Source organism: Microbacterium sp. UBA1097 (genome assembly GCF_002313585.1).
Classification (GTDB): Bacteria; Actinomycetota; Actinomycetes; order Actinomycetales; family Microbacteriaceae; genus Microbacterium.
In genome coordinates this window covers 91,297-102,311 of sequence record NZ_DCBW01000008.1, presented here as the reverse complement: position 1 = coordinate 102,311, position 11,015 = coordinate 91,297, and the positions used below count along the sequence as shown (strand labels likewise).

The 11,015-nt window shown below is 68.5% G+C and carries 11 protein-coding genes; 2 read left to right on the top strand and 9 right to left on the bottom strand.

The window, feature by feature from the left end; translation table 11 throughout:
- Nucleotides 1-19 precede the first annotated feature (19 nt).
- Both B4F19_RS01890 and radA read left to right on the top strand, forming a co-directional pair.
- Nucleotides 20-1,138, top strand: a complete 1,119-nt coding sequence (locus B4F19_RS01890; RefSeq protein ID WP_292732492.1) for an acyl-CoA dehydrogenase family protein — start codon at nt 20-22, stop codon at nt 1,136-1,138.
- A gap of 60 nt (nt 1,139-1,198) precedes the next feature.
- Entirely contained in the window at nt 1,199-2,584 is a 1,386-nt protein-coding gene (gene radA / locus B4F19_RS01885; RefSeq protein ID WP_292732490.1) for a DNA repair protein RadA, read from the top strand.
- Between the two features lie 12 nt (nt 2,585-2,596).
- Here the strand turns inward: radA and B4F19_RS01880 are convergent, their stop codons facing one another.
- The 9 genes from B4F19_RS01880 to B4F19_RS01840 form a co-directional block, all read right to left on the bottom strand.
- Nucleotides 2,597-3,007 carry a dehydrogenase gene (locus B4F19_RS01880; protein ID WP_292732488.1) on the bottom strand — a complete coding sequence of 137 codons (411 nt, stop codon included), beginning with the start codon at nt 3,005-3,007 and terminating at the stop codon, nt 2,597-2,599.
- Nucleotides 3,008-3,032: 25 nt separating this feature from the next.
- A complete protein-coding gene (gene mftF / locus B4F19_RS01875) occupies nt 3,033-4,457 on the bottom strand; it encodes a mycofactocin biosynthesis glycosyltransferase MftF (RefSeq protein ID WP_292732486.1) in 1,425 nt (474 codons plus the stop codon).
- The gene (gene mftE, locus B4F19_RS01870; RefSeq protein WP_292732484.1) at nt 4,454-5,176 is read right to left on the bottom strand and encodes a mycofactocin biosynthesis peptidyl-dipeptidase MftE; all 723 of its coding nucleotides are present in this window, start codon (nt 5,174-5,176) and stop codon (nt 4,454-4,456) included. The genes mftF and mftE overlap by 4 nt, the downstream gene beginning before the upstream one ends.
- A 7-nt stretch (nt 5,177-5,183) precedes the next feature.
- The gene (gene mftD / locus B4F19_RS01865) at nt 5,184-6,443 is read right to left on the bottom strand and encodes a pre-mycofactocin synthase MftD (RefSeq protein ID WP_292732483.1); all 1,260 of its coding nucleotides are present in this window, start codon (nt 6,441-6,443) and stop codon (nt 5,184-5,186) included.
- Between the two features lie 24 nt (nt 6,444-6,467).
- Nucleotides 6,468-7,376: a vWA domain-containing protein gene (locus B4F19_RS01860; protein WP_292732481.1), complete on the bottom strand. Its 909-nt coding sequence runs from the start codon at nt 7,374-7,376 to the stop codon at nt 6,468-6,470.
- Nucleotides 7,377-7,454: 78 nt separating this feature from the next.
- Nucleotides 7,455-8,393 (bottom strand): AAA family ATPase, encoded by a 939-nt coding sequence (locus B4F19_RS01855; RefSeq protein ID WP_292732479.1) that lies wholly within the window; start codon nt 8,391-8,393, stop codon nt 7,455-7,457.
- Between the two features lie 30 nt (nt 8,394-8,423).
- Nucleotides 8,424-9,257, bottom strand: a complete 834-nt coding sequence (locus tag B4F19_RS01850; RefSeq protein ID WP_292732477.1) for a mycofactocin-coupled SDR family oxidoreductase — start codon at nt 9,255-9,257, stop codon at nt 8,424-8,426.
- A 15-nt stretch (nt 9,258-9,272) separates the two neighbouring features.
- A complete protein-coding gene (locus tag B4F19_RS01845) occupies nt 9,273-10,085 on the bottom strand; it encodes a mycofactocin-coupled SDR family oxidoreductase (protein ID WP_292732475.1) in 813 nt (270 codons plus the stop codon).
- A 66-nt stretch (nt 10,086-10,151) separates the two neighbouring features.
- Nucleotides 10,152-11,012 (bottom strand): mycofactocin-coupled SDR family oxidoreductase, encoded by an 861-nt coding sequence (locus B4F19_RS01840; RefSeq protein WP_292732473.1) that lies wholly within the window; start codon nt 11,010-11,012, stop codon nt 10,152-10,154.
- Nucleotides 11,013-11,015: the final 3 nt, after the last annotated feature.

The following is an 11,015-nucleotide window of genomic DNA, read 5'->3' as shown; positions in this document are numbered from 1 at the left end:
CTCGACCAAGGAAACACTCATGCTCACCCGACGCTCCCCGTTCGCCGTCCCCGCTGCCGAGCAATACTGGATCGACACCGTCACAACGCTCGCTGAGGAGTTCGCGGCGACCGTTGCCGACGACGACCGTGACGCTCGGCTACCGGTCGAACACCTGCGCGCCCTGTCGGCCTCGGGACTGGATGCCGCGTTCCTCCCGGTGGAGCACGGCGGCCAGGGCCTGTCCTACGTGACGTTGGCGCACACGGTCCGGATCCTCGCCGCCCATCATCCCGCCGTCGCCACCGTCTGGCTCATGCACATCGGTGCAGCTCACGCGCTCGTGACGATGTCGAGTCCCGACGAGGCAGCATTCTTCGCCGCCGAGCTGCGGACTGGCAAGCGATTCGTCAACGCGCTCTCCGAACCCGCCGGCGGCAGGTTCTTCCTCGCGCCCCAGCAGGACGCGACTCCCGCCGGCGAGAACTGGACACTCACCGGCCGCAAGGTGTTCGTGTCCGGCTCCGAGGCCGCCGACCACATGCTCGTCAACACCAGCATCGACGGCGTCCCGGCGTTCTTCGGGGTGACTGTGGATGACAGCATCAGCTTCCCTCCCATCGACGAGACCGTCGGAATGCGCGCCACGCGCAGCCGCACGGTGCTGTTCGAGAACACGCCGCTGCTGGCATCCCGCCGGTGCGGTTTCCCCCCTGCCGACTACGCCAACCTCATCACCGTCGGCTTCGGGATGCTCTCGATCGGCATCGCCGAGTCGGCGATGGATGCCTATGCCACCGCCGCCCGCAAGAGCAAGGGCGGCGCGCCCTCCCAGGCCGAGAACCAGTGGGTGCAGATGGAGACCGGCATGCTGTGGACGCAGCTGCAGGCAGCACGCCTTTTCGCCGAGCGCGTCGCCTGGCTTGCCGACGAGCGGTCCGAGGAAGCGATGCCCGCCGCCGCCGAGTCGAAGATGCTCGCCAACGAGGTGGCAAAGCAGGCAGCGGCCGAGGCGCTCCGCGTCGGTGGCGGCGGGAGCTTCCTGCTGAGTTCCCCGATCCAGCGGATCTTCCGTGACGCGCAGGCCGGCGCCCTCATGGCCTACTCGGTGCCGCTGACCCAACAGGTCGTCGGTGAGGCGGTCCTTTCCGCCGACTGATGAGCCACAGGGCAGGGCGCGCCGAGAGGCGGTGTCGGATGCCACGGCTAGCCTGATCGCATGGCCAAACGCCCGACCACCGCCGCTCCCTACCGGTGCACCGAGTGCGGCTGGACAACGGTCAAGTGGGTCGGCCGCTGCGGCGAATGCCAGCAGTGGGGAACGGTGGTCGAGGCAGCCGAGCAGACCGGGATCGTGCGGACGCTCGCCCCCACGGCGCCGAGCGCCGATCGCGCTGCGCAACCGATCACGCGGGTCTCGGCATCCGATGCGCCCCGCCGAACGACCGGCATCGGAGAGTTCGACCGCGTCCTCGGTGGCGGGCTTGTCCCCGGCGCCGCAATCCTGCTCTCCGGCGAACCAGGAGTTGGCAAGTCGACGCTGCTGCTGGATGTCGCGGCGCACTCCGCGGCATCCGGCCACCGGGTTCTCTACGCCAGTGCGGAAGAGTCTGTAGCTCAAGTCCGGCTCAGGGCCTCGCGCACCGGTGCCCTGCACGACGAGCTGTACCTCGCGAGCGAGACCGACCTCGCGACGATCCTCGGAAACGTCGACGAGGTCCAGCCGAGCCTCCTGATCGTCGACTCGGTGCAAACCGTGTCGTCGGCGATGCACGAGGGGGCGGCGGGGCATCCGTCCCAGGTGCGTGAGGTGGCGTCGACACTCATCCGCGTCGCGAAGGAACGGGGACTACCGGTCATCATCGTCGGGCACGTCACGAAAGACGGGACGATCGCCGGCCCCCGCATCCTCGAGCACCTCGTCGATGTCGTCTGCCACTTCGAGGGCGACCGCCAAAGCTCGCTGCGGTTCGTTCGCGCTCTGAAGAACCGATTCGGTCCGACCGATGAGGTCGGATGCTTCGACATGACCGGTGACGGCATCCAGGAGGTCGCCGACCCGAGCGCGCTGTTCCTCGGGCACGGCGACCCCGTAGCGGGTACCTGCGTCACGATCGCGATGGAAGGGCGCCGGGCACTGCCGGTCGAGGTGCAGGCGCTCACGATCAAGACCTCCGCACCGAACCCGCGGCGCATCGTCAACGGCGTAGAGGCCTCACGCGTTGCCATGGTGCTTGCCGTGCTCGAACGCCGAGCAGGTGTGATCGTCAGCGACCACGACGTCGACGTGTCGACGGTCGGAGGTGTGCGCCTGGCCGAGCCCGCGGCGGACCTCGCGATTGCGGTCGCCGTTGCCAACGCCGTCAGTGAGACTGCCCTCGCCAAGGGGACCGCAGCGATCGGCGAGCTGAGCCTCGCCGGCGAAATCAGACCTGTGATGCAAGCTGCCCAGCGGCGGGCCGAGGCCGAACGCCTCGGCTACCGGACAGTGGTGGATGCCGCATCCAAGAATCTCCGTGGCGCACTCGGGGACTTGAGTCTGCATACGGTGCGGCCGGGCCGGCGACCCGGCGCTGGGCGCTCCGACGATGGACCAGGTTTCTAGCTGCCGGCCGGGTTAGTCCTCGATCCGGACCTCGAGAGCGGCAAGCACGTCGGCTGGGCTCGCCTGCATCGGATGAGGCCCCGCCAGGTCGAAGAAGACTGTCGTGATCTCGTCGCGGTGCGCCTGCAGAAAGGACTTGAGGCTTGCCGGCGGCATCAGCGCGACCGCCGGGGGAAGGGTCGCCGGCTTGTTTGCCGCGTTGCTGAACAGAAGGAGAGCGACCTGTCCGGTGTTCGGGTCGCGAAAGGTCCAAACCTCACCAACGTCGAGCGGATTGTCGCGCTGCCCCGGCTTCATGAGCGGCACCACTGTCGGACCGTGCCGCAGGGCAAAAGCAACGGCTGCGACGTCCTGCGTCTGAAGCGCATCAGCCAATTGCGTGTTGCGGAACTCCAGCGGTTTCGCGCCCTTCTTCCCAGCCATCCTTCCAGGGTAGTTCGCTGTCGCCCTATCCCTGTTGCCGCTGCCGCGCGGACGGACGCTCAGTGCGAACGATCGCCGGCAGCAGGGCTCGGACGGATCTTCCCCGCAGCGACGACCACCACACGCCAGCGCCGTAGGCAAGATCATCCAGCCGCCGAGCGAGCGCAAATCGCACCGGATCAAGCCGAGGTCGCAACCTCGCGTACTCCCACACCGTGTCCGCGATGGCCGCGACGACTGTCGCGCGCCGAATCCGTCGCGACAGGAGCGACCCGAGGAGGGCGAGCGGCCACCCGTGCCGTACGAAAAGCGCGATCCCCTGTGCGATCGCAGAGAGAAGGCCGTTGCCTGCGAGACGCGCGGACTCCCGCCACGGATGCCGCAAGTGCCCGACTCGACGAGCGATCCTCGCAATCACCACTCCGACGGTCACCGCGATTACCGGCGTTGACCAGCGCCGCTGAGCGACGGCAGCAACGAACACGAGCAGACTCCACGGAGCGAAAATGACCGGTGCGATGTTGTCGGGATGCCGCTCCGCCAGCGGCTGGGCGCCGGTGCCGTAGAAGAACTTGCGCGCAAGCCACTGCCGAGGCAGCGCCCGATGCTCGTGCTGAGCGATCGCCCCCGGCTCGAACCGCACCCGATACCCGGCGTCTGTCAGTCGCCAGACGAGGTCCACGTCCTCGCCTGCGCGAAGGAGCGGATCAAACCCCTCGCCCAGCATCGAGCGCCTCACCACGACGCACGTCGTCGGCACCCAGGCGACCCGTGTCTGCGGCTTGACCGCCGCGGATACGGCTCCGAGATCGAGGGACGAGCGGGCGTCCTCGTACCGGGTGATCCAGGTCGGTGTCGACGCGCGTGCGCCGATGATGCGGGGGGCGGCGAGCGCGAGTCGCGGATCGGCGAAGTGGCGAACGAGCAGCGAGAGACACTCGGGGTCAAGGATGACGTCGGTGTCGACGAAGGCGATGAACTCCGTCGACACCACCGCAGTTCCGGTGTTCCGAGCCGCCGCGGGACCGAGATTCGTCTCGTGCGAGAGCAGTCGCGCTCCCGCCGCCGCGACAACCTCCGCGACGGCGTGCGGATCGTCGGACCCATCGTCGACGACGACGACCTCGGCAAGCCCCTCGGGCAGGCTGTGCAGGAGCCGCGCAAGCAGGCGCGGCCGGTCCATCGTCGGGATCACGACGGAAAGCTGTGAGAGATCAGCGGGAGGAAGGCGCTGCGCGACGGGATCGGCCAAGCCGTTCTCAAGCAGGTACTCGGCAAGCGCCCGCGACGCACTGTCGGTCACGACGACCTCGCGCCCGGTCATCCGTGACTGGGCAGCAGCGGCGAGTCGAGCGACCCGGGCCGGTGCTCCGCCGATCAGCACCGCACCGTCATCGACGACCCGGGTATGGCGGCCGATCCGTACCGTGTATCCGTCGGGAAGGGTCACGACGATGTCCTTTGCGCGCGCTGCCACGCGAGATCGCACATCGCTTTGAGCACGGATTCGCCTTCCTGCGCGCTCGCGCCGGAAGGATCGCCGAGCACCCCGTTGGGCGACACCGCGGCGACTCCCGCTCGACGAAGATCAGGAAGGATCGCCGAGAGTGGCCGAGTATCGCCTGGCTCGGCCCGGTCGAGCCGCACCGCGCCCGGATCCAGGTGAAGCATGATCGATGTCTCCGCGCGACCGGCGTGGGGATCGGCGCCACCGACTTCGCACGGCAGCCACTGCGCATCCCGACCCTCGTCGCCCAGCACCCGCACGGCGCTGCTTACGGCATCCACGTTCCCGCCGTGGCCGTTCACGAAGACAAGCCGCTCGGTCCATTCACTCGCCGAGCGGCCGATCTCGATGATCATCGCCCGAAGAACCTCCGTGCCGATCGAGACAGTGCCAGCGAACCCGGCGTGCTCGCCGCTCGCGCCGAACGAAACGACCGGGGCCGCGCACGCGTCACGACCGGTGGCACGCCACCGCGCGACGAGGTCGTCCGCCACCGCGGTCGCGATCCGCGCATCCACGTCGAGCGGCAGGTGAGGCCCGTGCTGTTCGGTCGATCCGAGGGGAACGACCATGATGCCGCCGGCTTCCTGCCACGTACGCGAGGCGAGCCGGGCGACACCCCCCATCGTCGATGCGGTCCGGTCCGCTCGGGGAAAGCTCATTGAGCCATCATGCCTTGGCAGCTGAAGCAGCTCCTTTCCCGGATGCCGCGGGGCGCCGGCGCGGCGCCGGAGCGTCCGTCGGTGCACCGAGAGCTCGGGAGAAGTCGGACGGGATCCAAAGATCGGCGGGTGAGAGTTCGGTGATCGAGGAGTGCCCGAGCCCGAGGACGGCGGAATCCAGACCCATCCGGAGCAGGTCCAGAACATTCTCGACACCGGTCTGTCCGTTGGCGGCGAGCCCCCACAGGTATGCGCGACCGATCATCACGGCACGAGCACCGAGCGCGAGCGCCTTGGCGACGTCCCCACCGCGACGGATGCCACCGTCCAGGAGTACCTCAAGCTGTGAGCCCACCGCGTTGGCGATCGGCTCAAGGCACCGGATCGTAGCCGGTGTCGTGTCGAGGTTGTTCCCGCCGTGATTGGAGACCGAGATCGCATCGGCACCGATGTCGACGGCGCGCTTTGCGTCGTCGATCCGGGTGATCCCCTTCAGGAGGAAAGGCCCGCCCCACTCCTTGCGTAGCCACTCCACGTCTTCCCAGGAGGGCGGCGGGGTCTGCATCCATTCGTAGTAGGCCCCGAAGAACGTCGGCGCCGCCCCATCGGGCGGTTGCAGGTTGGGCGCGGTGAGGTCGGGAAGGCCGCTGCGCAGGAAGTCGAGCGTCCAGCCGGGCCGGCGCACGGCCTCGGGGGCCATCGCGATCATCGCCTTCAGATCCAGCTTCTCGGGGATCGACGGGCTGCCCCAGTCCCGCCCGATCGAGAAGGACCAGTCCAGGGTCGCGATGAGGGCTTTCGCGCCGGCAGCGCGAGCCCGATCCATGCGCTGGACCATCTGCTCCTTCGACCCCGTCCAGTACAGCTGGTAGAACGTGTTCGGGTTGGCCTCGACAACCTGCTCGACGGGCTTGCTCGCGAACGAGCTCAGGCCCATGATCGTCCCGCGCGCCGCCGCAGCACGAGCCACGGCGACCTCACCCTCCGGATCGACCGCCTGCACACCCGTCGGCGAGATGAGCACCGGGAGCGAGATCGGGATGCCGAGCACGGTCGTCGACAGATCGCGCTGTGCCTGGTGGCCGGCCACATGCGGCGCGAACTCCAGCTCAGCGAACGCGTCGGTGTTGTCCCTGGGCGTCGCGCCGCGCTCCGATCCGGCGACGAGCGCCGCGTACACCGACGGCGGGAGCCGCCTCTTCGCCCGGCGCTGTGCCTCCAGTACCGTCTCGAACCACGGATTCTGCCGCCATGGCCACCAACTCATCTGTCCTCCTCTTTCTCTCGCGGGTCAACGGCCCGCGAAGATCTCGCTCACGGCCGGCGCGACGTCCCGGTATCCGTGTATCACGCGGCACAGGCCGCGCCCTTTGGCCGCGAGTTCGCGGCCCAGGTCTATGTCCTTCTCCCCGGTCGCGTCCAGGAGCACGTCCAGGCGCGGCAGACGCGCGGCCAGCGGCCGCGGGTCGGGGCCCGCGTTGTGCACGCAGTCCGAGAGCAGCAGCACACGCGCGTCCCGCGCCGGCACCCGGGCGAGCTGCTGCTGTGCGAGCTCCAGGGGGAAGGCGACGTTCGTGAGGCCCTGCGCCCGAATGCGCAGGATCTCGTCGAGCAGGTTCATCGGTGTGACGGTGTCTCCCAGTCGCAGCAGGATCGCCGCATCCGACCAGAACGCGATGACCGCGAGCGCGTCGGTGACGAGCTCCGAAGAGACCGCCCCCACCGTCGCCGCCGCCGTCGTGATGCGTTCGCCCCGCATCGACCCCGAGACATCGACCAGCAGTACGACCGATCTGGTGGTGCGCATCCGCTCCCGCACGACGATGTCGTCGTCCTCGGGAACCGGATGCTCCGCGAGCACCTCGATCGTGCGATCCAGGTCGATCTCGTCCGAGCCGCCCCGGTATGGCAGGCTCACGAGATCGCCGATGCCGCGTCGCCTGGTCGCATCCTGACGCGCCGGGCGCAGGGACAGTCGAGAGGCGATCTGCCGAGCGAGGGCGCGCACCGCCGGATCGACCGCCGTCGCCTCGGGCGCAGCCGAGACCAGCTCGGCAGTCTCGTCGGTCTGACCCGGCGCCGTCGCGCCGCGCGCCGAGCCCGCAGTGCGCCGCGCACCGCCTGAGGAACGAAGGACCATTCCCGCACCGGATCCCGTGGCGTCGAACACCGTCGGCTTCTCGTCGAGCTGCTTCGGCACCCGCCGCAACGGGGCGCCTTTCACGGTGGAGGTGCGACGCCGCCCGCTCTCGAGCGGCGTGTCGGCGGCGACATCCCTTCATCCCGGCGCCGCCTTGTGCGGCTCCAGGACGAAGCGGTCCTCCCAGATCTCGCGCAGGACGGCCTCCGCCGTCGTCTCTGCGGCCTCGTCGAGGTGGATGCGTCCCGACAGCGCCACGATCATGGCGTCGTAGAACAGTTCGGGATACCCCTGCCCGTAGGGATCTTCGACCCCGCGCAGCTCCGCGAGGCGGCCGGCGACGAGGACCGTGTCGATCGCCCCGCGCACGCTCGAGCCCTGGCGGACGTCGGGGTGCGTCCGGGTGGCGCGCGTGACGGCGACGGCGTCGCCGATCATCCGCTCGCCCAGAGCCCCCGAGGCCCCGGAGCGCAGCGCCACGATGCGTTCCTCGTCCGCCGTCGACTGATAGTCGACGGCGAGGCGGTTGAGGCGGTCGTGCACGCTCGTGGACAGCCGTGTCGTACCGACGTTGTCGTACGGGTTCATCGAGGCGATCACCCGGAACGTCGGCTGCGCCTCGATCCTCCCGACCCGCGGCACCGTGATGGAGCGGTCGGCCATCGCCGTCAGCAGCGTGTTGAGCGTGTCCTCTGGCGCGCGGTTGAACTCCTCGATGTACAGGAAGCCGCCCTGCTGCATGGCCTCCAGGAGCGGGCCGGGCACGAAGTTCTCGGGCGAGTAGTCCTCGCGCAGGACCCGCGCGGGGTTGTGGTGACCCACGAGCTTTGCCGGGGTCAGGTCGGCGTTGCCTTCGACGAACAGCAGCGGGATGCCCCATTCCTCGGTGATCGCGCGCAGGATCGTGGTCTTGCTCGTGCCGGGAGGACCCTCGAGCACGATGTCGCGACCGGCGGCGACGGCCGCGAGCGTGAGCTCCAGCTCCCGCTCGCGGCCGACCAGACGCCCGGCGATGCGCGCACGGTTCTCACGGAGTGTTTCCGCGTCCTCCGGCGCGGACAGCGCGTGCATCGTCATGCCATCACGTCCTTCCCGCTCCTTCACGCGTCATTTCACCGCGGCGCCGGCGTCGACGGGAAGCGCCACTCCGGTGATGTAGCGCGCCTCGTCGGATGCGAGAAACAGCAGCGCGTTGGAGATGTCCACCGCTTCCACCCAGGGGATCGGCAGGGCGTTCATCTGCACCGCCGCATCGGCGAAGTCCTGCTTTCCCGGGTTCTCGAGGTCCGGACGGAACAGCCGGTAGATCGCATCGTTCTGCACCATGTCGGTGTCGACCGTGGTCGGACAGATCGCGTTGACACGGATCATGTCGCGGGCGAGCTCGAGCGCGAGCGTGCGCATGAGTCCGATGACGCCGTGCTTGGCCGAGACGTAGTGCGAGATGTTCTCGTACGCGAACAGACCGGCATCCGAGCTGGTGATGATGACCGAGCCGCCTCGTCCCCCCGCCCGCAGGTGGGGGATCGAGGCGCGGATCGACCGCCACACCCCGGAGAGGTTGATGTCGAGCATGTCCGTCCACTCGTCGTCGGGGATGTCCTCCGACCTGTTCGGACGGCCCGAGATCCCCGCGTTCGCCGAGACGATGTCCAGTCGTCCCAACTGCGCGACGCCATCGTCGATGGCCTTCTGGACCTGCGCCATGTCGCGCACGTCCGCCTTCGTCGCGACGATGCGGCGGTCGAGCGCCTCGACCTGGCGCACCGTCTCGGCCAGGTCCTCTTCCGTTGCCGGGTCGTACGGAACCGCGTTGATCGGCTCGCACACGTCGATGGCGATGATGTCGGCGCCCTCCTGTGCGAGACGCACGGCGTGAGAGCGGCCCTGTCCGCGAGCTGCTCCGGTGATGAAGGCGACCTTGCCCTCTACCCTTCCCATGATCTGCTCCCTTCGTCAGCGCTTGTTGAGGAACCCGGCGTCCACGGGCAGCGTGACCCCGGTGACGTAGCGTCCGGCATCCGAGACGAGGAACAGGATCGCGTTGGACAGGTCGACCGCTTCGATCATCGGAACCGGAAGCGCGTTGGCCATCGCGTTGCTCAGCTGCGGGTCGCTCTGCAAGAACTCCTGCATCGCGTCGTTGACCACCATCGGGGTGTTCACACCGGTCGGGTGGATCGTGTTGACCCGGATGCTGTGCTGAGCCAGCTGGTTCGCATATGAGCGCATGAGCCCCACGACGCCGTGCTTGGCAGCGGTGTAGCCGAGCCCGCCGGGCGCGCTGCCCCCGATGCCGGCGAGCCCGGCCGTCGAGCTGGTCAGCACGATCGCCCCGCCGCCCCGGGCGATGAGCGCGTCTTTTGCGACCTCGACCGTGTTGTAGACGCCGGTCAGGTTCACGTCGATGACGTCGTACCACTCCTGGGGGGACGGATGCATCGACATCGGCGCGATGCCGGCGTTGGCGAGCACGATGTCAACGCCGCCGAGAAGGGCGACTCCGTCGTCGAACGCCGCCTGCAGCGCCGCACGGTCGCGCACGTCGGCCTGCACGGCGTGGATGCGTCGGTCGAGCGCCTCGACCTGCGAGACGGTCTCGGCAAGCTCCTCCGGCGTGGCCAGCGGATAGGGGACCGAGTCGATCTGCGCGGCGATGTCGACCGCGATGATGTCTGCGCCTTCTTGGGCCAGACGGACGGCGTGCGAGCGTCCCTGCCCGCGCGCGGCTCCAGTGATGAAGGCGACTTTGCCTTCGAGGACTCCCATGTTTGCTCCTTCGACTGATCGTGTGATGTTCGATTGTTCGTCGGTATTCGGTTGTGACGGGATCGGTTACTTGACGGGGGTGGCGTTGACGCCGGGAATGAGGAGGTGGCCTGCATCGACGGGCACCGTGATGCCGGTGACCGACGAGGCCAGGTCGGAGTTGAGCCAGAGCGCTGCGTCGGCGATCCGTTGCGGGTCGAGGAAGCCGTGGCCTTTGAGCGCATGGAAGTGGTAGCCGGCTTCCAGCATGTCGGCCTCGGTCCCCTCCCCGGGCGGCTTGCCGCTCATCATGTCCCACGCGCCTTGCCAACTCGTCATGGGCGTGAGGATGGCGCCCGGGTGTACCGAGTTCACTCGGATCCCGTGCGGCGCATACTCAAGCGCGAGAGTCTTCATGATTCCGACAACGCCGAACTTCGCCGCGCAGTAGTGCACGTAATTGGCGCCCGGCTCGAGGCCGTTGATCGATGACGTCATGACGATGGAGCCCCCGCCCTGCTCCATCATCTGGGGCAGCACAGCCTTTGCCGACTTCCAGACTCCGGTGAGGTTCACGGCGATCATGTCGTCCCATGCTTCGTCGGTGAGTTCGTGCGCGGGAGCCAGCGAGAAGATCCCGGCATTGGCGATCAGGATGTCGATCTTGCCGAGCGCCGCGATCCCCTCCGAGACCGCACGATCGAGGTCTGCCTGCCTGCGGACATCCCCGACTACCGGAACGATGCGCCGATCGAGGGCCTCCACCTGCCGAACGGTCTCGTCGATGTCGGCCTGCTGAGCCATCGGATAGGCGACACTGGCGATCTGATCCAGCGTGTCGATGATGATCACGTCTGCGCCCTCCCGAGCGCAGGTGATGGCGTGGGCGCGGCCTTGACCCCGCGACCCTCCGGTGATGAGGGCAACCTTGCCCTCGAGCATTCCCATAAG

What these genes read in the sequence shown, in the direction of transcription:
- B4F19_RS01890 (WP_292732492.1), top strand. Translation starts at nt 20, where the DNA reads ATGCTCACCCGACGCTCCCCGTTCGCCGTCCCCGCTGCCGAGCAATAC.
- radA (WP_292732490.1), top strand. Translation starts at nt 1,199, where the DNA reads ATGGCCAAACGCCCGACCACCGCCGCTCCCTACCGGTGCACCGAGTGC.
- B4F19_RS01880 (WP_292732488.1), bottom strand. Translation starts at nt 3,007, where the DNA reads ATGGCTGGGAAGAAGGGCGCGAAACCGCTGGAGTTCCGCAACACGCAA.
- mftE (WP_292732484.1), bottom strand. Translation starts at nt 5,176, where the DNA reads ATGAGCTTTCCCCGAGCGGACCGGACCGCATCGACGATGGGGGGTGTC.
- mftD (WP_292732483.1), bottom strand. Translation starts at nt 6,443, where the DNA reads ATGAGTTGGTGGCCATGGCGGCAGAATCCGTGGTTCGAGACGGTACTG.
- B4F19_RS01855 (WP_292732479.1), bottom strand. Translation starts at nt 8,393, where the DNA reads ATGACGATGCACGCGCTGTCCGCGCCGGAGGACGCGGAAACACTCCGT.
- B4F19_RS01850 (WP_292732477.1), bottom strand. Translation starts at nt 9,257, where the DNA reads ATGGGAAGGGTAGAGGGCAAGGTCGCCTTCATCACCGGAGCAGCTCGC.
- B4F19_RS01845 (WP_292732475.1), bottom strand. Translation starts at nt 10,085, where the DNA reads ATGGGAGTCCTCGAAGGCAAAGTCGCCTTCATCACTGGAGCCGCGCGC.
- B4F19_RS01840 (WP_292732473.1), bottom strand. Translation starts at nt 11,012, where the DNA reads ATGGGAATGCTCGAGGGCAAGGTTGCCCTCATCACCGGAGGGTCGCGG.